Genomic DNA, 21342 nt, shown 5'->3' with positions numbered 1-21342 from the left:
GGCCTTTTTTTGTGTAAAACGGACCTTTTACTGACGATGAAACGTTGGCTTCGCATCATTGGCCTGGTTGGGATGGGGTTGGCCGCCGGAATTCTACTGGGTCTTTACCTGGGCTGGATTGCCTGGCCCACCGAGTTTACTGACGCCAACCCATCTGTATTGGCCGCCCCTTATAAACAAGAGTATTTGCTGATGGTGGCGACCATTTACACCGCCGATGGCAACTTGCCGGCTGCGCAGCAGCGGTTGATGATGTTGGGGCAAGACGGCCGTACCTTCCTCAACGACTACGTACTAGACCAAATCCTGCGGGGCGAACGGGGCGATGATACGCGCCGCCTGGCTCAGCTAGCCTACGATTTAGGGCTGGACTCGCCCGCTTTGCAGCCCTTTCTGTCGCCATTGCCGGAGCCGGGGGAACCATGAGCCGACGGCGTCGTCGTTCCCAATCCCCTGCCGGCGGCGACCGGTCTGCCCAGATTTCGGCGGCCGGGTTGTTTCTGTTAGGGCTGGTCATCGGACTGATTGGTGCGCTGTATTATGCCTGGGTCATCGCGCCGGTGGTCTATACCGACGCCAGCCCTGCCCGCTTTAGCGAAAGATACAAAGCGGAATACATCTATCTGGTCAGCGAAAGTTTTGCCGCTGATGGTGATTGGCAGCGGGCCAGCGAACGGCTGGCGGCCCTGGGAGACGAGGCGCTGGCTGAGCGGGTAGACGCGCAGCTAGAGGGCTATTTGCGCGCACAGCGGCCGGCCGCCGACATTGAGCATCTGGCGCAGTTGGCGCAGCGGCTGGGCGCACAGGGCACGGCCGTCGCTTTGTTTGCGCCAGACATGGCCGCCACGCGAACCCCCACCCCCGCGGCCACCGACACACCTGCGCCGACGCCGACACACACGGCCGTACCCAGCCCCACCGCCCAACCTTCGGCCACCCCCACAGCCACTACCGCCGCCACGGCGACGCCGCAGCCTAATTACCGTCTGTTAGCCCAAGAAAGGGTTTGTTTAGCCGGAACGGCCGTCAGCCGCATCGAGGTAGAAACGCTGGACGCGCTGCTCAACCAATTGCCCGGCGTGGAAGTCATCGTGCGTTGGGACAGCGGCGAAGACCGCTTTTTTACTGGCTTCAAGCCGGAACAAGGGGCCGGTTATGGCGACTTTAGCATGACCCCTAGCGTCTCATATTCGGTTGCCCTGGTGGATGGCAGCCCGGAAATCAGCGGCTTGCGCATTGAGCCATGTACCAACGGGCGGGATGGCGGTTGGCGCTTAACATTCCAGAATTTGCGCCTTGTGCTGCAAACCCCAGAGGCGGAATAAGGTTTGGATTTTGCCTGGCGGCATTAGTAGTCGTCATCAGTATTCAGTGACCAGTTTTCAGTCGGCGTTGCCTGTGGAAAACGTGTACCGAAAACCGAACACTGAAAACTGAAAACTGAAAACTGATTTCTGCTACTAATCCCAGGGCGCTAATGCCGTGTTGTTACAACTTCTGCGGCTGGTAAATTGGCAGTTGAATGATGAACCTGCTTCCCTGCCCGGCTTCGCTCTCAATGGTGATGGTCCCGTGGTGTCGTTCGATCAGGTGTTTGGTGATGGGCAGCCCCAGACCCGTGCCAATACGTTTGCGCGCGGCCGTTTCATCCACCTGGCGAAATTCCTGGAAAATGGCCTGATGATGCTCCGGGGCAATGCCAATGCCCGTATCTTCGACGATGATTCTAACGCTCTGACCGTTGGGTTGGACGCGCATAGCGATATAACCTTGTTCGGTGTATTTGGCCGCGTTGCCCAACAAATTGATAAACGCCTGTTTCAGGCGCATTTGGTCCACATACACCAGGGGCCATTCGTCTGGGTAATCGCGCACTAGTTCCACTTCTTTATCCAACAGCAGGCCGCGGGTGCTGGTCATGGCTTCTTCGCAGACGTGGTAGAGGTGGATGGTTTCCAGGTGCAGCTTGAACTCGCCAGATTCAATCTGGGCCATGTCCAAGAGATCGTTGAGTATTTCCAACAAATGCCAGCCAGATTGTTCCACACGCTGTAAATAATCTATCTGTTCTTCAGTAACCGGTCCTCGGCCACCGAGAGCCAGGATATGGGCAAAATTGACGATGGCGTTCAGGGGTGTGCGCAGCTCGTGGCTGACGTTGTTCATAAACCGGGTGCGCATGTCGCGTTCATTTTCGGCGGCGGCGCGGGCGAGTTCCAATTGTTCGTTGAGAAATTGCAGACGGGCGTTGGTCAGGCTTAATTCTTCTTGAATGGCGAATAGTTCGTCGCGCCGCTGTTGGACGCGGCGATGCAGATAGCTGGTGGATTCTACGGCCGTTTGCCATTCCACTGCCGACAAAAAAGAGACAGCCGCCAGCAAAAAATTGATGAAGATGGCCGGTAGATAAGCCAACAAACTGCTCGTACCCCACTCTCCTATCAGTCCGATGCCAGCCCCCATGAGCAGCAGTGACAAAAACCAGGTCGTAAAAGCGGCCGACGGCCGTACAACCATGCCGCTAATGAGGATGACCACACCGTACAAATACGGCAGCGGACCAACCACGCCCGGTTGATAGGTGAAAGTTAGTATCAACGTCAGCATGATCAGGTGCAGCAGGATGAACAACGCGCCGCCGGCCGTTTGCTTGTCTTGTTTGCTGAGTTTGCCGGCGTACAAGGTGCCAGCTGTCCCCAAAAGGCCATATAGGACAAACGGCCAGCTTCCTGAGAGAGTGGAGATGGTTAAAACGGCCGTCATAGAACCAAGCAAAACAAGTGTTGCCGCGAAGGGGAAAATAAGCTGGCTGGAATCAGCCCGGAGTTCTTGCGGATAGCTTTGATCCATCATGATAGCCTATGCACCAATCTATCATCAGACGCCAGTCGTCCAAAGATAATGACATTAATTGTATACGGGTCTCTCGATTTTTTGCGTACAGAGCAGGTGAAAATGCGGTCGCTGCTGTGCAATGCTTATTTCCCTGAATGACCCATGGTCATTATACTTGTTAAACCGGTTCACTATAACGGGGAAAAGGGTACTACCTGGCAGCCGTAATCAGTAATCAGTGACCAGTAATCAGTGACCAGTTTTCAATCCGTGTTACCTCTGGAAGATACGCACTGAAAACTGAATACTGAATACTGTTACCAGATGATATAAAAACGCCCCAGGCATTGCCTGAGGCGCTTTCTTCATGCGCTGCCGATTTTGCAAAAACCCTTGCTGGCTATCGGTTATCCGCTGTAGCCTTCGCTGAAAATGTCAATCATCAACATTGGGTCGCCCAGTGGATATAAAATAGGGCAGGTGCAGCCGTTGTCAATGTACTCGCGCACCTTTGCCTTGACTTCCTCCGGCGAACCGCTGGCTGTACACATCTGCACCACATCATCGGGAACCAGGTGCATGGCCGCCTCAATTTCCTCGTCGGTGGCCGGCCAGGTGAGGACCTGATGAATGTCGTCCAATAATTCCTGGCTGACGCCGCTGGCTTTCATCAGATGGGGCTGTTGGCCTAAATACTGGGTCATCATCTTACGCGCTTTGTCCAGCGCCTGCTTGCGGTCATGGTCTACGGAGCAAATCATCAATTGTGGCCGGTCAATGTCGTCCAGGGTGCGGCCAGCGCGTTTGGCGCCAGTTTCCAGGGCGTCCAGCGCCTCCAGGTTGTATTTGGGGTTGACCAGGTAGTTCAGGCAAACGCCGTCGGCGATTTCACCGGCCAGTTCCATCATTTTCATGCCGGTGGCCCCAATGTACATGGGCACGTTGCGCGGTTCGGTACGGCCGTGCACCACATCCAGCATAATGTCATCCACGTGATGGAACTCGCCATGAAACGTCACCCGTTCCATCGCCAGCAGCTTGCGCATCACCTCAATCGTCTCGCGCATGGCCGTCAGCGGCTTGCGGCGGTTGATACCCACCTTGCTCGCCAGCGGATCCCACCACGCGCCGATGCCACAAATAATGCGATCCTGGGCCAGATCGTCCAGCGTCAGAAATGTGGCCGCCAGCAGGCCAATGTTGCGCGTCCAGTTGTTGGTGACGCCGCTGGCGACTTTTATTTTGCTGGTGATGGCGGCAAAAGCGGCCATGGGCACAATGGCGTCGCGCACCAGGCGGCTTTCCGCCTGCCACACGGCTTCAAAGCCCTTCTCCTCGGCATATTGGACCAACTTCATCCCTTCTTGCAGCGAGTGGGCATCCTGCAAATAAAGTGCTACGCGGTCTTGAGACATGGGAACCTCCTTGAGTGGGTGGCCCGGTAGGGGTGTGTTCCGTAGACGGATTACGGATTACGGACAACGGATTACGAAACCCGAATCTCTGCACCTGAAACCCCGTACCGGGCGTGTTGATAAACTTGCCAATCATTTTCTGTGTCCAGGTCGAATTGCAGGCCGGGACATTGCACAATTTTGTGGACCATTTTTCTGCTTTCAGCCTCGCGCAGGTGGTTTTGCAAGCTGCCTGGCCCGTACTGAAAGATGAAATCGCGGGGAGGGCTGAGCAGCAGGGCGTTGGTTCCATCGGCACGGCCGTCGCTGCAAATGACCATTGTGGGCACGGCCGTTAGTTGGGCCAACAAACAATCCACGTCGGCCGCCTGCAAAAAGGGCAGGTCGGCCGGTAAAACCAGAACGCCATCAGCTCCTTGCGCCGCGGCCAGGCGGGCGGCCCGGCTGACGGCCGTATTCAGGCCCAACGGCCGTTCTTCCACCAACAGCCGCACGCCAAACTGCCGGGCAATCTCGGCCACGCTCGGGTCGCTGCTTACCAGCAAAATCTGCGCCAGACCAGCCACCTGCTGCAATTCTGCCAACATCCGCGCCAAAAACGCGCCGATCAACTGCGCCCGCGCCGTAGGTGACAACACATGCGCCAGCCGGTTTTTGCTGGTCAGCAGCGGCTTCACCGGGATGATGGCCCAGACAATCGGGGCAAACGGCCGTTCGTCCATTGATTCGGCGGTGACTGTTATTCAGCCGTGGCGGCGATGAGCCGTGGCGGCGATGATACGCTGGGCAAACATCAGCACGTCTTGCGCCAACCGCCGCCGGTCGGCTTCGTTGGTCATCATCGTGTCTACGCACAACGTCGTCCCGGACGGCCGTTCGGCAGCGGCGTCCTGAACGTCATAGACGAAGCCGTCCAGCAAATCACCATAATACGCGCGCACGGCCGCTGCCGAAACAGCCATGCCCATCTCCTGCATCATCTTGGCCGCCGGTCCCTTCACCGCCTGCCCGCCGACGATGGGGCTGACGCCGACCACAGCCTGCGGCAAATCCATGACCATTTCGCGGATAGGGTAGACATTCAACAGCGGGTCCAGACTCACAAATGGGTTCGATGGTGCCAGAATCACAATATCGGCGTTTTCCAATGTCTGTGTCACCTGCGCCGTCGCCCGCACGTTGTCCGGCAGAAGGACCTGCTCCACTGGCGGCTGCCAGTGTTCGGCAACAAACCAGGTCTGGAAAGGCAGCCGCCGCGCGCCAGATTGGATGATGGTGGGCGCGGGCTGGTTGCTCATGGGCAGCACGCCGGGCTGAATGTGCAAATGACGGCAGAGGTGTTGGGTAACGGCCGTCAATGTCTCTCCGGCCGCCAGCAGATGTGTCCGTGTCAGGTGCGTCGCCAGGTCCAGGTCGCCCAGGCGAAACCAATCTGGCCCGCCCAGCCGCCCCACTTCGGCAATGGCCCGGAAGGTTTCATCGGCCCGTCCCCAGCCGGTGACGGCGTTGGCGGCGCCAGCCAGGGTATACATCACTGTGTCTAGATCAGGACAAATGGTCAGCCCCAGGTGTTGGAAATCGTCGCCGGTGTTGACGATGATGGTCAGGCGCTCCGGCGGCACGATTTGCGCCAGCCCCTGTGCCAGCTTCGCGCCGCCCACGCCGCCAGCCAGACAGACGATGTTTAAGTCGGTTAATGGTTCCATAGAGCGGTATTTGTATGGGGCGATCCGTATTCCGAGTTCCGTTTACGGCTTACGGCCGTTCTCAGTCATCACATAATTGGCAATTGCCTGGCCCATGACAGCCACGCCATCCAGCATGGCCCGCTCGTCGAAGTTAAAGCGGGGGTGGTGGTGGGCGAAGGTGAATCCCTTCTCGGAATTGCGCGCGCCGATAAAAAAGTAACAACCGGGGATTTCTTCCAAAATGTAACCCATGTCTTCCGAAGCCATGGTGCGGTGTTCGACAATGTTATCCGCGCCCATCATATGCGCCGCCGCCTGACGGACAACGGCCGTTGGCTCCGGCGCATTGTTCACGGCGGCCACAATGGCAATGGTCTCCATTGTTGCTTCACAGCTAAAGGCGATGGCCTGATGGTGAGCCATCTCCAAAATACGCCGGTAAATCATGCGGTGCAGGTCGTTGTTATAGCTGCGCACCGTGCCCTTCAAAATAGCCCGGTCTGGAATGACGTTGAAGGTGGTCCCGGCCGAAAACTGCCCGATAGACACCACCACACTGTCCTGGGGGTTGACGTTGCGGCTGACAATACTTTGCAGCCCGGAGACGATTTGCGCCGCCGCCAAAATAGGGTCCACTGCCAGATGCGGCGCAGCGCCATGCCCGCCATGTCCCTGTACCGTCAGCGTGAACACACTCGACGAGGCCATGCACGGCCCTTCGACCACACGCACCTTGCCAAACTCCTCTGGCGTCCATAAGTGCATCGCCAGGGCTACATCCGGGCGCGGATTTCGCAGCACGCCGTCGGCGATCATGGCAAATGCGCCGCCCATGCCTTCTTCGGCCGGTTGAAAGACAAATTTGATGGCGCCGGCCATCTCTGCCTGGTAGCGAGTCAGGATTTTTGCCAGGGCCAGCCCCATGGTGGTGTGGCCGTCGTGGCCGCAGGCGTGCATGACGCCGGGGTTTTGCGAGGCATAATCGAGCAGGTTTTCTTCCTGGATGGGCAGGGCGTCCATGTCGAAACGAACCAGGACAGTGGGGCCGGGTTTGGCCCCTTCTAGCAGCGCGACCACGCCGGTTTGCCCGACGCCGCGCTGCACTTCCAGCCCTAATTCTTGCAGCGTCTCGGCCACGATTCCGGCCGTGCGCGTCTCCTGGAAACCCAACTCAGGATGACGGTGGAAATCGCGCCGCTGCGCCACCATATAATCGAATAAATTCTCTGCTTCCTGCCTGAAATCGGGTTGCGCCATATGCTTAAACTACTCCGACAGCCGATAAAGAGTTTACTGTCGCCAGATTATATCAGAGTTAAGGAAAATAGGGCGGCGTGAGGACAGCCAGAAAAGGTGGGTCTGCCACAGGCTCCCTGGCAACCCGCGAACCCGATTGTCTGCTGTTCATTGTCAGCAATTCTCATTTTGAAACCCAGCCGTAGGGGCGGGACAGGCGGCGCAACGTTTTTGCCAATCACCAATGCCTTGCCCCCCGCCTGTCTCGCCCCTCTTTGGATCCTGTTGGGCGAGACGGCGCGGGAAAATGTCGTTCGCTGCGGCTGTTCCCTGCACGCGCCGTCCCGCCCCTATACCACACACCATGACAACTTGAGAACCGCTGGTTCATTGTTATGGTTCTGTTAACACGGCCGTCGGTGGAGTAAAATAGAATCATGGCTCCAATCTGCCCGCTTTGGACCTTCTTTCCCTTGTCTCTTTGTACCTTTGTATGATTTTTAGAGGAAACCCATGCTGAAATTTTTACTGCCGCCAGAGTCCACAGCCGACGACCTGGCTCGATGGCTGCCGTACTGCATCATACCGCTGGACGCGCCGTCCGGCGCCGAACATCTGACGATTTATGACACCTTTGATTGGCGGCTTTATCGGCAGTTGTTGGCCTTTATGGGGGTGGGGCAGCGGTTTACGCTGCACGATTTGGCGGCCAACAGGGTGCTAACAACGGCCGTCTTGCCAGATCCTCCGGTGTATGTTTGGGACCTGCCGCATGGTTTGCTGCGCGCCCGGCTGGACCCAATCCTGGAAGTGCGCGCTTTGCTGCCGCAGGCCGATGTGGTGATACACACGACCCCCTGTCAGGCGCTCGACGTGGCCGGGCAGCCGGTTGCCCGGCTGCTGATGCAAGAGATACGGCCGTCCGCTTACCCCGCCACTGCGCCCATTTTCACCCTGAGCATTCAACCTGTCGCCGGGCAGGAGGCGGTCGTGGCCGAGATGGCCGCAAGATTGGCGTTGGTGGGTGTAACGGCCGTCACCACAGACATCTACCACACTGCCCTGGCCGCCGCCGGGCAAACGCCAGGGGCCTACTCCGCCCGGTTAGACATCCAACTTGCCCCCGCTATGCGCGCTGACGAAGCCACCAAAGCAATCTTGTCTTACCTGCTCCAGGTGATGCGCGCCAACGAAGCGTACATCTTGCAAGACCTGGACCCGGAGTTTTTGCACGATTACCGCGTGGCCGTGCGCCGCACCCGCTCCGCCCTCAGCCAGATCAAAGCCGTCTTCCCGCCGGCCGAACTCAAGCGTTTCCGGCATGGGTTTAAGGTGATCGGCCGGTTGTCCAATCGCCTGCGCGATCTGGACGTTTATTTGTTGGCCGAGGAGGAGTACAAGCGCCAACTGCCGGATTTTCTGCGGGGCAAAATCGAACCGCTGTTTATCTATTTGCGCCAACAGCGGGCCGAGGCGCTGCAAGAGGTCCGCGCCGGACTGACTTCCGCCGAATATCAGCAGATTGTGGCCGATTGGGAGAGGGTTTTGGCGGAACCGGTGGACGAAAAGGGGGCAACGGCCGTACCCCGTAAAGCGGCCACCCCTATCCTGATTTTAGCCCGCCGCCGCATCTACAAGCGTTATCAGCAGGTGATTCGCGCCGGGCGGACCATCCTGGCTGAAGAGCAGCATGGTCAGATGCACGCTTTGCGCATTGAGTGCAAAAAATTGCGCTACCTGATGGAATTTTTCGCCAGCCTGTTTCCAGCGAAAGAGATGGGGCTGCTGATCCGGCAGCTTAAGCAGTTGCAAAACCGGTTGGGCGACCTGAATGACCTGAACGTGCAGCAGGCTTACCTGCTGCATGTCGCTGACAAACTGCCCCTGCGCCACCAGCGCAACCGCCGGGCGCTGGTGGCGATTGGCTGGCTGGTGGCTAACCTGGAACAGAAAAAAGCCCAAGCCAAAGTGGAATCGGCGGCTGCTTTTAGCCAGTTTGCCGCTGCCGAAAATGCCCGCCTGTTCGCCCAATTGTTTGCCCCGTAGATAAAGGTGACAAGGTGACAGGGTGATGAAGATGTCGGATTATGACGTATGCGGATAGTTGACAGAGGGCGTCATATTTGGGGTATAAACTGGCTCAACTGATTGAAGATAGGGCACAGACGGAACGGCCGTGTGCCGTAGGGAGCTATAAATGATGGACAAAATAGATTTTAAACGTGATCTTAAACATCTTTACCAACCGGCTGTTCAGTTTACGCTGGTGGATGTGCCAACCCTGCAATTCCTGATGATTGACGGCCACGGCGACCCGAACACGGCCGTTGCTTACCAGCAAGCCGTCGAAGCGTTGTATGGTCTGGCCTACAAACTCAAATTTATGAGCAAACAGCAGATGGGCCAGGATTATGCCGTCATGCCATTGGAAGGGCTGTGGTGGGCCGACGATATAGACGCCTTTACCACGCAGCGCGACAAAAGCCAATGGAGTTGGACAATGATGATCATGCAGCCGGAGTGGATTACGGCGGAGATGTTTGCGGCGGCTGCGACCGTTGTGCAAAAACAAAAGGCCTTACCTGCCCTGGATCAACTGCGGTTGGAAAGCTACCACGAAGGGCTGTCGGTCCAGGTCATGCACACCGGCTCATACGACGACGAGACGCCGATGCTGCACAAGCTCCACCACGAGTTTATGCCGGCCAATGGGCTGGTCTTTAACGGCCGTCACCACGAGATCTACCTCAGCGACCCACGCCGCGTGCCCGCCGCCAAGCTAAAAACCATCTTGCGCCAACCGGTCCGCTCTGCCTGATATTTGTCGCTTTGTCATACGTTCTTGTTATAAGGAGATGTTGCCCGCTAACCAGGTGATTCCTGCAAACGTCATGAGTCCGGCATAGTGTGTTATAAAGCAGTGCAGCCTACCTTCAACTTAGGTTATGACCCCGGTTATGGTTTTCAGAATGTAACCAAAGTTAGGCGACAGTTTTGCGTCAGGCTGGTACCCTGAGGACGGTAATAAGATGTTTGGCAAACTCGATGGAGGCTGGCGTGTTGCTGACCCAAGACCTGACTATGACGCGAGTGGAAAATGAACCGCCTGTGCGGGCTAAATGTTCTTCTTTTAGCCAGTTTGTGCAAATGCATGAAACGGCCGTTTTCACTTTCTGTTACCGCATATTGGCCAACGGCCGTGTCGCTGAAATGGTGGCCGAGACCGCTTTTTTAGACGCCAGCGCTCATTTTCCGGACGTTTCCCTGATAAACGTGCTGGCGACAGCCCGCCGCCGCTGTCGCGATCAGCTCCAGCGCGGCGGATTTGTGACGGAAACGGCCGTTGCCGACATCCAATCCCTGTTTAACAACCTGCCGCTTCCTGAACGGGAAGCGCTGGCTTTACGCTATGGCTGCAAATTGAATTTCGACGAGATCGCCCACGTTCTCGAAACATCTTGTGCAGTGGTTCGCGCCACGCTGCGCCAGGGACGATGGCGTATCGCCGGGCTGGAGCAAACCCGCCAATCTCATCTCAATTAGACCCAGGGAGTTGATTCATGACATCTCAACCTTACCCAACCACAAATTTGGCGCGGAAAAAGCCTCGAAACGGCCGTTTTGTTCGCATTTTGGCTTTCATAGCAGGCTTATGGGCAGTGGCAACGGCCGTTTACCTGCTCTTCCTCTGGCCCTGGATGAAAAACTGGGGCGCAGCCGACGCCGAAACCAGTGCCGACCTGCCGGGCGACGACATGGTGGCCCAGGCCAATTTGCGTTTCACCAAAGGCATTACCATCCAGGCCAGTCCGGCCCAGATTTACCCCTGGCTGCTGCAAATCGGTGTAGACCGGGGCGGCATGTACAGCTACGACTGGCTGGAAAACCTCTTTGGCCTGAACGTCCATACCACAGATCGCATTGTGCCGGAATACCAGAACGTGCAGATTGGCGACTTCTGGCGTTTTACCCCTAAAGATTATGTGCTGAATCCCGGCCCCGGTTTGTATGTGCGTCAACTGCGGCAAAACGAAGCGGTCCTGCTGTGCTTTGGCATGGAAGGCAAAGCCGAAGATCCCTGCGTGGACAGTTGGCAGTTTGTGCTGCTGCCGCAGGCGGACGGCTCAACCCGGCTGCTGCTGCGCTCCAACATGGCGATGAAGCCGGAACTGCCCATTAAACTGACCTATTTCGTCCAGTTCATCATGGAGCGCAAAATGCTGCTGACGCTGCGCAGCCGCGCCGAGCAGTTCGCGGAGGGTTAACTTATCGAAGATTACGCAGATTTTTAATCGGTGAAATCTGCGTAATCTGCGTAATCTTTGATTATTTTCAGAACGGGTTTGCTATGAATACAAATGAACGTGTATTTAAACCACAGCGGTGCTGCTGCGCGAAGCCGATTTCTTGGGCTTCTTGGGCATCATCGGCCTGGTACGCGAGGTTGGCCGAGGGCCGAAAGACCTGATCAGCGCTTACAAAGTCGTCCTGTCCCGGCGGGAAAAGATACAGGATCGGTTTACGCTGCCCGCTGCCAAAGAGTTAGCCGCCGTTCGGCTGAGGCGGCTGGAACAATGTCTGGAATGGTTGCAAGAAGAAAGTTTTGATTTTGTGTAGGTTCACGACCGTAAACTCCCCCTCATCCCACGACTAATCCCAAACGCACACGGCCCGTGGTCCCTCCCCTTCGTTTTCGGCAAATTTGGTAGGGGGGAGGGAACGGCCGTGACACCACGAAGCTCATAAAGCAGGCATGATGCGAAACTACCGCGTCATGTTATAATGCAGGTCATCATTTCATGCAGCGCGAGATTTCATGCGATGGACATTACGACAACGCTACGTCAAAATGAATACCTGATTTCCGCCCCTGGCGAGCCGATTGTGAACATTACGGCTTACACGGCCCGCCAGCAAGCCAGCGGTTATGTCGGCAGCCATATCAGCCATATGATGGGCGGCGGCGACCCAGCGCTCATGCTTGCCCAGGGGCGGGTGGTCTGGCGTGTGCCCATTTTGCTCTCTTCGCCGCGCCGGGGAATCTTGGGCCAGGTGGCGCACCTGGATATTGACGCCCGTACCGGCCAACTGCTTTTGCCCCCCGATTTTCACACCCAATTAAAAACTCATGCCCAGGCGCTTCTTAACAGTTCCCCACCAGCCGCAGCGTCTTGAATCTGACTGTCTGGCATCCTGTGCTTTTATGGCACTGGCGGCGATTGGGGTAACAGCGGATTATGATGCCCTCCTTGCTGTGCTGGATACCAGGCCGTGGGGAACGCCACACCGTAACATTCGCCAACTGCAAGATCAAATTCCCGGTATTCAGGTGACGTATCGTCAAGGAATATTGGCTGATGTGTTTCGCGCCCTTGACGCCGATCAGCCAGTTATCTTGTTCGTCTGGACAGGTGATTTACCTTATTGGGCAATTGAAACGTGGCACGCCGTTGTGGTGGTGGGTTACGATGAAGCGCAATTCTACTTGAATGACCCTGCTTTTTTGACTGCCCCGCAGACTGTTTCTCATGGTAATCTGGAATTAGCCTGGATCGCCCATGACACTTACTACGCTTCGATTGAACTGGCGCCATAAGCCGCTCGCCAGGAGTATGTTGTGTTACGGCCGTAACTTCCCCTATAATCCCTCCCCCTCTATCCAACGGCCGATTGCTGCGTCAGCCTCTGCCAATGCTGCCGCTACAGTATCGTAGGTGGTTTTTCCTTCCCACACGAGACCACCGCTTGTCCAGCACGCGGATAAACGAACGACTAAAATCATCTTGACCTATCTCAATCCAGCCGTCTTGCACCCACCTGGCTATATTTGCATACTGTTCATCAAAATCGTTCATTGGATTACCTCTAGCACCATCTCATGTGGCGCGATGACAATATTTTCGTCCCTGTTGGCAAACTCTGCTTGCTTCTGAGTAAACTGCCACCTCCCCATCACAAACGCATACGGCCGTTGTCCCTCCCCTTCGTTTTTCGGTAAATTTGGTAGGGGGAGGGAACGGCCGTTGCCAATTACAAAAATAAATCCGATCACAGGTAACTTGCATTGGGTTATTGGGCAAGGATGGCAGCCAGCACCTGCTAGAGACTTATTTCTGTTCGTACCAAGTTTCGGAAAGTGGCCAATTGAGGGTGCCAATAGAGGTCTACTGCACCAGTTGGCCCATTGCGATGTTTGGCTATGAAGAGTTCGGCAATATTCGGTCGTTCTGTAGTATCAGGATGGTAATATTCATCGCGATAAAGAAACATGATAACGTCTGCAAGAAGTAAAAAGATTATAGGCATCAATCGTCCTTAAACGCCTTATATAGGACCTACAGTGGAGGACAGTATAGTGGGACTGCATTTCCCATGCAATAAGGAACGGCCGTTTCTCCCCTCCCTCCCCAAACATAACCCTCAACATAACTTTGGTTAGACGACGGCCGTTCCCCTTCACCTGTATCCTCTACCATGACAGATGAGGCTGCCTGTCTGGATCAGGGCAAATCGTGGGCCGCCTTCACTGCCACAGAAATCGTCTATAAACGTGGATGTGACCGATTACATTCGCGCCAAAGGGGAATAGCACAATGGGAAACCTGGTCTGGGAAACGGATACGGGCGCGGTGCAACGGCCGTTAACCCAATTATGGCATCATCGCTGGTGGATTCTTGGTATTAGCTTGGGCGCAGCGGCGCTGGCAGGACTGGTTGTTGCCCTGACCATGCCGCGCGGCCCGGCAACGGCCGTGCAAGCGTTGATAGTCATGGCTTCCAGTCTGGCTGTGGGCCTGTTGGCCGGGCTGCTCATGCGCAGCCGCTGGGCCATGCTGCTGGCCCCTGTCGCCTACATCATCGCCATCGAACTGGCGCGGCTGGACGCCGTTGGCCCCACAGTAGACGCTATTCGCCTCGACAACACCTTTGGCATCCTGGCCTTCATTTTGGGGCGCGGTTTTCATGGGCTGGTGGGGCTCCTGCCCATGATTTTGGGCGTGGAAGTGGGCGTGTTGGCGGCGCGGCAGTTGAGCGGCGCGACCACTTCCGGCAGCCGTATGAAAACGGTAGTCAGATGGATACCAACGGCCGTTCTCGCCCTGCTCGTTCTTGCCCTGCTTCTCCTCATTCTCCAGCCCGCCAGCACCCCGCCTATTTTGGGAACAGATGGCGAGCCATTACCCGGCAGTATCGCCGAACTGACCACCATTGACGTCAACGGCAGCCAGCAGGCGCTCATGATCCGGGCCTACGACGCGGACAAACCTGTGCTGCTCTACCTCAGCGGCGGGCCGGGCCAAAGCAGCCTGCCCTGGCCGCGCGTCTTGTTTGATGAGTTGTCGCGGGAGTTCATCCTGGTCGGTTGGGATCAACGGGGAACCGGCAAATCCTACGCCGCCCTCGACCCGGACGAGACGCTGACCCTGGAGCAAACCATCGCCGATACCATCGCCGTCACCGATTACCTGCGCGAACGTTTCGACGAGGAAAAAATCTACCTGCTCGGTGAATCGTGGGGCACGACGTTGGCGGTGTTGGCGGCCCAACAGCGTCCCGACCTGTACCACGCCATCATCGGCAGCGGGCAGATGGTCAGCCAGCGCGAAACCGACCGTTTGCTTTATGAAGATGTGCTGGAATATGCCGCCAGCACAGGGGATGAAGAGTTGGCCGCCCAGATGCGCGCCTTTGGCGAGCCGCCCTACGCCGATCTTTACGGTTACGCCTTTGTCATGGGGCAGTACGAAAAGCTGTACAAGCCGTACACACCACCGCAGGCGTTCCTGGAAAAAGGGCGGGCAGCCAATCTTGGGCCGTGGAATGTCTTGGGCAGCGAGTATAACTTGGTGGAAAAGGTGAACGTCTTTCGCGGCTTTCTGGACACGGCGTCTATCGTGTATCCGCAGTTGAAAAGCATTGATTTTCGCCAAGATGTGCCCCGGTTGGATGTACCGCTCTATGTGCTGGATGGCGCGGCCGAACTGGATGCCCGCCGTGACCTGGCGCTGGAATGGTTTAATCAGGTAGACGCGCCCATCAAACGCATCTTCACCTTTGATAACGCCGCCCATGCCCCCGCCTTTGAGCATTTTGAGGCGTTCACCAACATCATGACGCAGACCGTCTTACCGGAGACGTATACGCGATAGTGGCATGGTTCATCAGGCGAGAAGTCTCTTTACAAATTCGAGCCTGTAGCCGCGGTAGCCTTACCGCGTTGACACTGACGAGGGACTCACCCCAACACCGCCTGTAAAAACCAGAACGAGATCATGCCCACCAGGATGGTGGGCAGAATTTTCTTGGTCCGCCACGCCACAAGCACCGCCAGCCCTGCCGTGATGATCCGCACATTTTCCCGCGGCGAGAGCAACAGCACCCCTTCCGGCATCAGCACGCCGAGGAAAATAATCGCACCGAATATGGCTGGGGGCACAAAGCGCAGCAGACTGCACAGGCTGTCCGGCAAAGTCATGCGCCCGACCAGGAGCATAAATGCCAGCCGGAGGCCGAAGGTCACCAGCCCTGCGCCGATTAGAACCAGCCACACGCTCATACCACCCGCCTATTCCACATCCGGTAGCGTTTCACCCGCCCGTTTCGTGGCGCGTCGGGCGGGCAGCAGACGCTCAACTAGCACCCCGGCGAGGATGCCGATCAGCGTCGCCGCGATCAGGCCGAGCTTCAGGGGCAGCGCCGTGAAGAGCAGCGCCATAATGCCCGCCGCCAGCGCCGCCAGCCAGCTCGCTCTATCCGCGAGTACCGGCACGATCAGGGCGATAAACGTCAACGGCAAAATGAAATCCAGCCCCCATTCCGGCGGGATGTCCAGCCGCGAGATGAGCAAAATCCCAACGGCCGTACTGATCTGCCAGCTTAGCCACAGGGTCAGACCACTGCCGAGCGCGTACCAGTGCGCATTGGTGCCCGCCGCACCCTGACTCGCTACATCTGGGCGCTCGTAGCGCGTGATGGCAATCGCATACGTCTCATCGGTGAGCAGGTAGGCGATCAGCCACTGCCAACGGCCGGACAGATGCTTCAGTTGGGGGGCCAGTGACGCGCCATACAGCAGGTGGCGCAGATTCACCACGAAGGTGGTCAGGATGATAACCACTCCGGCGTAGCGTTGGCGAAGAGCTGCGCCGCCACAATCTGCGCACTCCCGGCGAACACGATGCTAGACATCGCCAACGCGGGCAGGGGCGCGAGAGTGGTCAACGCCAACGCCCCATACAGCATTCCGAACGGCAGATCGCCGGCCAGCAGCGGCGAGGTAGCCTCCACGCCGGACCAGAATTCAGCCCGCGGCGTTTTAATTTTCGGGCTGACAGGTGAAAAATCCATCTTGTTCTAACCTTCTAAATCGTCTATAATGGTTATATCATTGTTTGTCTAACTGGTCAAAAGGCTTTTGAAGGTTAAAACGGTCACGTAAATGGATAACCATCGCACCGAATTTGACACCATCTCAGGGGCATTGTGCCTGTCCTTTGCCAACGCATTTAACGTAGACGCCGGCGAGAGGCACGAGGAAATGCTTAAAGAATATGCTGATCTTGTCGAGTGGGCGCAAACGCTGGAAGTGATAGATTTCTCTACCGCCCAATCGCTGCGCCATGAGGCCAATCAACACCCCGACGAAGCTACGGCCGTTCTGCAATCCGCCTGGGCGCTGCGCCAGGTGCTCTATGGCGTTTTCGCCGCCATCGCCCACCAGCAATCCCCTGCACCGACTGATCTGGACGCGCTCAATACGGCATTGTCCGGTATGCTGAGTCACCATCAAATTGTGTCGCATGAAGATGGTTTTTCCTGGGGCTGGGATGATACCGCCGCGCTGGAACAGATGATCTGGCCGGTGATCCGCGATGCCGCCGACCTTCTTACCGGCGACTCGCTGGAGCGGGTCGGCCAGTGCGCCAATGTTCGTGGCTGTGGCTGGCTGTTTCTGGATACCAGCCGCAATCGCCGCCGCCGTTGGTGCTCGATGGAAACCTGCGGTAATCGGGCCAAGGTGATGCGGCATTACCAGCGCACAAAAGCGTGAAAACCCTAAAGTCCACACCCAATCTATCTCCTGTCGCCCAACTGACGCATGGCTGTTGTGGACACGACCGTATTTTTCCCACTATACTTTGCCAAATTCAACAACGAAAAAACAGTAGTTCTTGTGGAATTGGCGGTATGCTGCGCGAAACGTGAGAAGACACCAGGGCGGTAAGGATACCGCGGCTACAAATTGTAAAGGACATATCATATGAGCTGGACCATGCCAACGTTTGGTATAGTCTTGTTAACTCCACCGCTCCATTGTTCCCTGTTTCCTGTTAACGTAACCTTAAACCATTCTTAACAAGCCGATGATTTTCCGCGGCCTACTCCGGCGTACAATGCAGCCTGGTGCAATTGTCACCATTTAATCCGCTGTTTGAGGCAAGGAGACTCAATGAGACCCATTCATTACCGCCACGTTGTCGGCCTAATCGGCGTCCTGGTTTTTATGCTCTTAAGTGGTTGTGGGGGGGAGGAAACGGCCGTTCCCGCCACTTCCCTACCCCCCACCCCTTCCCCGCTCACCACCCTGTCCAACCCGGCCATCCTGGCCGATGGCTCCAGCACCGTCGGCCCCATCACCAGCCAAATGGCCGATAACTTCCGCCAGGCCAATCCCGACGCCGCCATCGAAATTGCAATTTCCGGCACCGGTGGCGGCTTTAAGAAGTTTTGCGCCGGTGAAACCGACTTCTCCAACGCCTCCCGCCCCATCAAAGAGAGCGAAATAGCCACCTGCCAACAAAACGGCGTCGAATTCATCGAACTGCCGGTCGCTTTTGATGGCATTGCCGTGTTAACCCACCTGGACAACGACTTTGTAGACTGCCTGACCAGCGCCGAATTACAAACCATGTGGCAGCCGGCCGCCTGGCAGACCATCACCAACTGGCAGCAGGTGCGCGCCAGCTTCCCCGACCACCCCCTGACCCTGTACGGGCCGGGAACAGCCTCCGGCACCTACGATTACTTCACCGAAGCCATCGTGGGCGAAGAGGGCGTCAGCCGCCCCGACTTTTGGGCCAATGAAGATGATGAGATGCTGCTGACCGGCATCCACGCCGACCCGACCGCCCTCGGTTTTTTTGGCCTGTCGTATTATGACCGCAACCGGGGCCAGGTGAGACTGCTGGCCGTGGATTATGGGCAAGGCTGCGTGGAACCCAACACCGAGACCGTGGCCCGAGGGCTTTATCAGCCTCTCTCCCGGCCCCTGTTTATTTACATCAATACGGCCAGCCTGGCGCAAAAACCAGCCCTGGACGCATTTGTGGCCTATTACCTGGCCAATGCGGCCGAGCAAGTGGATGACGTAGGGTATATCCCGCTCACCGATCCGCTTTACGATCTGGCGCAAGAGCGTTTTACGGCCCGCCAAACCGGGTCCATTTTTGCCGGGTCCGGCGCAGCAGTGGGTGTTTCTCTGGCGGATCTCTTACTGAAAGGGCAAGAGTGAAGCGCTTGCGCCCTGTTTCGTTGCGGTTCAAGCTGGTGGGGGCGTTTCTGGCGATAGTGGTGGTGTCCATCACCATCGTCGCCGCATTCAACGGCCAGACCATTCGCCGCCAGCTCATCAGCGACGTTGGCGAGGATTTGCAAGACCTGGCCGGTTCCAAAGCGCAGGCAGTGGGCGATTTGTTGGCAAAACAGGCCGATACGCTGGAAGCGTTGAGCGTGAATCGGGTGTTGCAGGATGAATTGGAAGCGCAGAGCCAGACGGCCGTTCCCCCATCCGAAGCTGGCGCACTCTCATCCCAACAGTGGCAAACCCTCCTCGCCAACGACATGAGCCATGAACTGCTGCGCTTTCGCAACAACTTCCCCGACAATTTTGAAGTGCTGGTCACCAACGACCAGGGTATGTTGGTCGCGGCCACCAATCCCACGCCCGACAGCTATTTTGGCGATGAAACATGGTGGCGGGCGGCTTACAAAGAGGGCCGGGGCACGCTGTTTATCGGACCAACGGCGGCAGCGGACGCGGTCATTTTGGCGCAGCCGGTGTACGGCCGTCAGACGCAGCGTGTCGTGGGCGTCTTACGCAGCACATTTAGCCTGGACGCCCTGACCGACATGTTGCTCTTTGAAGAGATGGGGCGGGCCGGTCGGGTGGATTTATACCTGCCCGATGGCGGCCTGATGATCCCCCAGGCCAATGGCCTGAACCATGTGACCCCCGACGCGACTTTAGGTAACCGTCTGGCGCAGCTTGCCAGTGGCGACCTTGTCTTTTCCGAAGCAGTTTACGACGGCCGTACCAGTCTCATCAGCCAATCGCCTGTGTTCACCACCGACCCCGGCTCACGCCTGCCGGTGGCCGGGCTGAACTGGCGGATCATCGCCCACGAAGACCGGGCCGCCGCCCTGCAAGCCGTCAGCGCCGCCGGCCGCACCACGTTCATCACCAGTCTGGTGGCTCTGGCGCTGACCGGCGTCATGGCCCTGATTGTCGCCCACTATCTGGTGCAGCCTGTCACCCGCCTCAGCCAAACAGTGAACCGCGTCGCCCAGGGCGATCTCAATGCGCGCACCCCCGTCGCCAGCCAGGACGAGATTGGCCTGCTGGCGACCACATTTAACCACATGACCGGCGAATTGCAGCAAACGATGGCGGCCCTCACCCGGCGCACCCACATGCTGGCAACCAGCGCCGAAGTGGCCCAGGCGGCCTCGGCCAGCCTGGAACTGGACCAGGTGCTGCACACGTCGGTCGCGTTGATTTGTGAGCGGTTTGGTTATTATCATGCGTCGGTTTTTTTGATTGAGCCTGGGTCGGATACGGCCGTTCTCCGCGAATCCTACGGTGAGGTGGGCGCCATCTTCCGCAAAAGCGGCCACCAACTCCACGTCGGATCGCAATCACTGGTGGGGCAGGCAACGGCCAGCCGCCAACCCTACGTCGCCCAAAACGTCGCCGAAGACCCCATGCATTTTAAGCATCCCTTGTTACCAACCACCCGCGCCGAAGCCGTCTTCCCATTACTGGTGGGCGAGTTGGTAATTGGCGCGTTGGATGTGCAAAGCAAACGCACCGACGCCTTCCCCCCAGACGTGGTAGCGTTGCTGCAAACCGTCGCCAACCAGGTGGCGGTGGCGGTGCAGCACGCCTGGCTCTACGCCGAACAAATCGCCGTCGCCGAACGCTTTGCCGAAGCGGATCGAATGAAGACGCAGTTCTTAACCAATATGAGCCACGAACTGCGCACGCCGCTCAACTCCATCATCGGCTTTTCGCGCCTGCTGCTCAAAGGCATAGACGGGCCGCTGAACGAAAACCAGTACGAAAGCATAGATACCGTGCATCGCAACGGCCAGCACCTGCTGGGCCTCATCAACAACATCCTCGATTTGTCGAAAATCGAAGCCGGTAAAGTGGAACTGATCTACGAAGCAGTGGACGTGCCGCAGATGATGGCCGTCACGGCCGCCACGACCGAGGGGCTGCTCAAAGGCAAACCCATCTCGCTGACTGTCAGCGTACCGGCCGGATTGCCGCCCATTTCCGCCGACCCGCTCCGTCTGCGGCAGATTTTGTTAAATCTGGTCGCCAACGCCGCCAAATTTACCGACGAAGGAGCCATCGTCCTGGCTGTCAGCGACAGCGAAGACGGGTTGACTTTTTCGGTGGCCGATACCGGCATTGGCATCCCACCGGCGCAGCAGGAGGCGATTTTCCGGGAGTTTATGCAGGTGGATGGGGCGTCGAATCGCGTTTATGAAGGGACTGGGTTAGGGCTGCCCATTACCAAACGGCTGGTAGAGATGCACGGCGGGCGAATCTGGCTGACAAGCGCGCCGGGTGTGGGGTCTACGTTTTGGGTGTGGCTGCCGTGGGAGAAGCGGGGTGGGGAACGGCCGTATCCCCACCGCCGCGCTATAAACCACAGCCGGCCCCGTGAACTGGCAGCGATCGTTTAAGAGATTGAACCAATCTCCATCTCAGCAGACCAAAACGGAACGCGGGCATCTTGCCCGCACTGGCAGGCGAGACGCCTGCGCTCCCAAACCAATTCGATCTACTGAATCTTTTTCCCTGGTCTTAATCAACCATTAACAGCTTCTTATCCCCCCCTTAACGCCGTGTTGAACATCTATTAAAACCACCAGTTTAC

21 protein-coding genes and 1 pseudogene are annotated in these 21342 nt (G+C 57.3%); 13 read left to right on the top strand and 9 right to left on the bottom strand.

The features are described 5' to 3' along the window. Positions 1–36 precede the first annotated feature (36 nt). Complete coding sequence (locus IPM39_14685; GenBank protein MBK8987299.1) at positions 37–426, top strand: hypothetical protein; 390 nt, start codon at positions 37–39, stop codon at positions 424–426. Continuing rightward, on the top strand, positions 423–1325 hold the full coding sequence (locus tag IPM39_14680) for a hypothetical protein (GenBank protein MBK8987298.1): 903 nt from the start codon (positions 423–425) through the stop codon (positions 1323–1325). Before IPM39_14685 ends, IPM39_14680 begins: the two co-directional genes overlap by 4 nt. A 163-nt stretch (positions 1326–1488) precedes the next feature. On the opposite strand, the gene IPM39_14675 is transcribed toward IPM39_14680, so the two are convergent. The 5 genes from IPM39_14675 to IPM39_14655 all read right to left on the bottom strand — a co-directional run bounded on the left by IPM39_14675 (position 1489) and on the right by IPM39_14655 (position 7195). Continuing rightward, entirely contained in the window at positions 1489–2853 is a 1365-nt protein-coding gene (locus IPM39_14675; protein MBK8987297.1) for a hypothetical protein, read from the bottom strand. Positions 2854–3242: 389 nt separating this feature from the next. Next, positions 3243–4250, bottom strand: a complete 1008-nt coding sequence (locus IPM39_14670) for an LLM class flavin-dependent oxidoreductase (protein ID MBK8987296.1) — start codon at positions 4248–4250, stop codon at positions 3243–3245. A 71-nt stretch (positions 4251–4321) separates the two neighbouring features. Continuing rightward, on the bottom strand, positions 4322–4972 hold the full coding sequence (gene cofC / locus IPM39_14665) for a 2-phospho-L-lactate guanylyltransferase (GenBank protein ID MBK8987295.1): 651 nt from the start codon (positions 4970–4972) through the stop codon (positions 4322–4324). Between the two features lie 21 nt (positions 4973–4993). Beyond that, a complete protein-coding gene (locus IPM39_14660) occupies positions 4994–5956 on the bottom strand; it encodes a 2-phospho-L-lactate transferase (GenBank protein MBK8987294.1) in 963 nt (320 codons plus the stop codon). Positions 5957–5998: 42 nt separating this feature from the next. Next, entirely contained in the window at positions 5999–7195 is a 1197-nt protein-coding gene (locus IPM39_14655; GenBank protein ID MBK8987293.1) for an amidohydrolase, read from the bottom strand. A 492-nt stretch (positions 7196–7687) separates the two neighbouring features. Here IPM39_14655 and IPM39_14650 point away from each other — a divergent pair, with 492 nt between their 5' ends. The 7 genes from IPM39_14650 (at position 7688) to IPM39_14620 (ending at position 12770) form a co-directional block, all read left to right on the top strand. Continuing rightward, positions 7688–9220, top strand: a complete 1533-nt coding sequence (locus IPM39_14650; protein MBK8987292.1) for a CHAD domain-containing protein — start codon at positions 7688–7690, stop codon at positions 9218–9220. Positions 9221–9371: 151 nt separating this feature from the next. After that, on the top strand, positions 9372–9992 hold the full coding sequence (locus IPM39_14645; protein MBK8987291.1) for a GyrI-like domain-containing protein: 621 nt from the start codon (positions 9372–9374) through the stop codon (positions 9990–9992). A gap of 239 nt (positions 9993–10231) precedes the next feature. Further along, complete coding sequence (locus IPM39_14640; GenBank protein ID MBK8987290.1) at positions 10232–10717, top strand: sigma-70 family RNA polymerase sigma factor; 486 nt, start codon at positions 10232–10234, stop codon at positions 10715–10717. A gap of 17 nt (positions 10718–10734) precedes the next feature. Continuing rightward, entirely contained in the window at positions 10735–11439 is a 705-nt protein-coding gene (locus IPM39_14635) for a hypothetical protein (protein ID MBK8987289.1), read from the top strand. Positions 11440–11557: 118 nt separating this feature from the next. Then, the gene (locus IPM39_14630) at positions 11558–11791 is read left to right on the top strand and encodes a hypothetical protein (GenBank protein MBK8987288.1); all 234 of its coding nucleotides are present in this window, start codon (positions 11558–11560) and stop codon (positions 11789–11791) included. A gap of 204 nt (positions 11792–11995) precedes the next feature. Continuing rightward, positions 11996–12349 carry a hypothetical protein gene (locus IPM39_14625; protein ID MBK8987287.1) on the top strand — a complete coding sequence of 118 codons (354 nt, stop codon included), beginning with the start codon at positions 11996–11998 and terminating at the stop codon, positions 12347–12349. Further along, complete coding sequence (locus IPM39_14620) at positions 12303–12770, top strand: C39 family peptidase (GenBank protein ID MBK8987286.1); 468 nt, start codon at positions 12303–12305, stop codon at positions 12768–12770. Before IPM39_14625 ends, IPM39_14620 begins: the two co-directional genes overlap by 47 nt. 255 nt (positions 12771–13025) lie before the next feature. Here the strand turns inward: IPM39_14620 and IPM39_14615 are convergent, their stop codons facing one another. Together IPM39_14615 and IPM39_14610 are read right to left on the bottom strand one after the other, a co-directional pair. Further along, a complete protein-coding gene (locus tag IPM39_14615) occupies positions 13026–13226 on the bottom strand; it encodes a hypothetical protein (GenBank protein MBK8987285.1) in 201 nt (66 codons plus the stop codon). Positions 13227–13273: 47 nt separating this feature from the next. Further along, positions 13274–13480, bottom strand: a complete 207-nt coding sequence (locus IPM39_14610; protein MBK8987284.1) for a hypothetical protein — start codon at positions 13478–13480, stop codon at positions 13274–13276. 287 nt (positions 13481–13767) lie between these two features. On the opposite strand from IPM39_14610, the gene IPM39_14605 reads away from it, so the two are divergent. Beyond that, a complete protein-coding gene (locus IPM39_14605) occupies positions 13768–15324 on the top strand; it encodes an alpha/beta fold hydrolase (protein MBK8987283.1) in 1557 nt (518 codons plus the stop codon). Positions 15325–15410: 86 nt separating this feature from the next. On the opposite strand, the gene IPM39_14600 is transcribed toward IPM39_14605, so the two are convergent. Together IPM39_14600 and IPM39_14595 are read right to left on the bottom strand one after the other, a co-directional pair. Further along, positions 15411–15731, bottom strand: a complete 321-nt coding sequence (locus IPM39_14600; protein ID MBK8987282.1) for an AzlD domain-containing protein — start codon at positions 15729–15731, stop codon at positions 15411–15413. A 9-nt stretch (positions 15732–15740) separates the two neighbouring features. Continuing rightward, positions 15741–16522, bottom strand: a pseudogene (locus tag IPM39_14595) (AzlC family ABC transporter permease). 91 nt (positions 16523–16613) lie between these two features. Here IPM39_14595 and IPM39_14590 point away from each other — a divergent pair. The 3 genes from IPM39_14590 to IPM39_14580 all read left to right on the top strand — a co-directional run bounded on the left by IPM39_14590 (position 16614) and on the right by IPM39_14580 (position 21148). Further along, positions 16614–17225 (top strand): ABATE domain-containing protein, encoded by a 612-nt coding sequence (locus IPM39_14590; GenBank protein ID MBK8987281.1) that lies wholly within the window; start codon positions 16614–16616, stop codon positions 17223–17225. Positions 17226–17624: 399 nt separating this feature from the next. Further along, positions 17625–18686, top strand: coding sequence for a PstS family phosphate ABC transporter substrate-binding protein (locus IPM39_14585; GenBank protein MBK8987280.1), 1062 nt, complete (start codon positions 17625–17627; stop codon positions 18684–18686). A gap of 5 nt (positions 18687–18691) precedes the next feature. Then, on the top strand, positions 18692–21148 hold the full coding sequence (locus IPM39_14580) for a HAMP domain-containing protein (protein MBK8987279.1): 2457 nt from the start codon (positions 18692–18694) through the stop codon (positions 21146–21148). The last annotated feature ends 194 nt before the right edge of the window (positions 21149–21342 follow it).

The sequence above is a fragment of the Candidatus Leptovillus gracilis genome (assembly GCA_016716065.1).
GTDB classification, from domain to species: Bacteria; Chloroflexota; Anaerolineae; order Promineifilales; family Promineifilaceae; genus Leptovillus; species Leptovillus gracilis.
Note: the sequence above shows the minus strand (reverse complement) of the source record. Positions and strands in the feature narration are given on the sequence as shown.

What these genes read in the sequence shown, in the direction of transcription:
- IPM39_14685 (MBK8987299.1), top strand. Translation starts at nt 37, where the DNA reads ATGAAACGTTGGCTTCGCATCATTGGCCTGGTTGGGATGGGGTTGGCC.
- IPM39_14680 (MBK8987298.1), top strand. Translation starts at nt 423, where the DNA reads ATGAGCCGACGGCGTCGTCGTTCCCAATCCCCTGCCGGCGGCGACCGG.
- IPM39_14675 (MBK8987297.1), bottom strand. Translation starts at nt 2,853, where the DNA reads ATGATGGATCAAAGCTATCCGCAAGAACTCCGGGCTGATTCCAGCCAG.
- IPM39_14670 (MBK8987296.1), bottom strand. Translation starts at nt 4,250, where the DNA reads ATGTCTCAAGACCGCGTAGCACTTTATTTGCAGGATGCCCACTCGCTG.
- cofC (MBK8987295.1), bottom strand. Translation starts at nt 4,972, where the DNA reads ATGGACGAACGGCCGTTTGCCCCGATTGTCTGGGCCATCATCCCGGTG.
- IPM39_14660 (MBK8987294.1), bottom strand. Translation starts at nt 5,956, where the DNA reads ATGGAACCATTAACCGACTTAAACATCGTCTGTCTGGCTGGCGGCGTG.
- IPM39_14655 (MBK8987293.1), bottom strand. Translation starts at nt 7,195, where the DNA reads ATGGCGCAACCCGATTTCAGGCAGGAAGCAGAGAATTTATTCGATTAT.
- IPM39_14650 (MBK8987292.1), top strand. Translation starts at nt 7,688, where the DNA reads ATGCTGAAATTTTTACTGCCGCCAGAGTCCACAGCCGACGACCTGGCT.
- IPM39_14645 (MBK8987291.1), top strand. Translation starts at nt 9,372, where the DNA reads ATGATGGACAAAATAGATTTTAAACGTGATCTTAAACATCTTTACCAA.
- IPM39_14635 (MBK8987289.1), top strand. Translation starts at nt 10,735, where the DNA reads ATGACATCTCAACCTTACCCAACCACAAATTTGGCGCGGAAAAAGCCT.
- IPM39_14625 (MBK8987287.1), top strand. Translation starts at nt 11,996, where the DNA reads ATGGACATTACGACAACGCTACGTCAAAATGAATACCTGATTTCCGCC.
- IPM39_14620 (MBK8987286.1), top strand. Translation starts at nt 12,303, where the DNA reads ATGCCCAGGCGCTTCTTAACAGTTCCCCACCAGCCGCAGCGTCTTGAA.
- IPM39_14610 (MBK8987284.1), bottom strand. Translation starts at nt 13,480, where the DNA reads ATGCCTATAATCTTTTTACTTCTTGCAGACGTTATCATGTTTCTTTAT.
- IPM39_14605 (MBK8987283.1), top strand. Translation starts at nt 13,768, where the DNA reads ATGGGAAACCTGGTCTGGGAAACGGATACGGGCGCGGTGCAACGGCCG.
- IPM39_14600 (MBK8987282.1), bottom strand. Translation starts at nt 15,731, where the DNA reads ATGAGCGTGTGGCTGGTTCTAATCGGCGCAGGGCTGGTGACCTTCGGC.
- IPM39_14590 (MBK8987281.1), top strand. Translation starts at nt 16,614, where the DNA reads ATGGATAACCATCGCACCGAATTTGACACCATCTCAGGGGCATTGTGC.
- IPM39_14585 (MBK8987280.1), top strand. Translation starts at nt 17,625, where the DNA reads ATGAGACCCATTCATTACCGCCACGTTGTCGGCCTAATCGGCGTCCTG.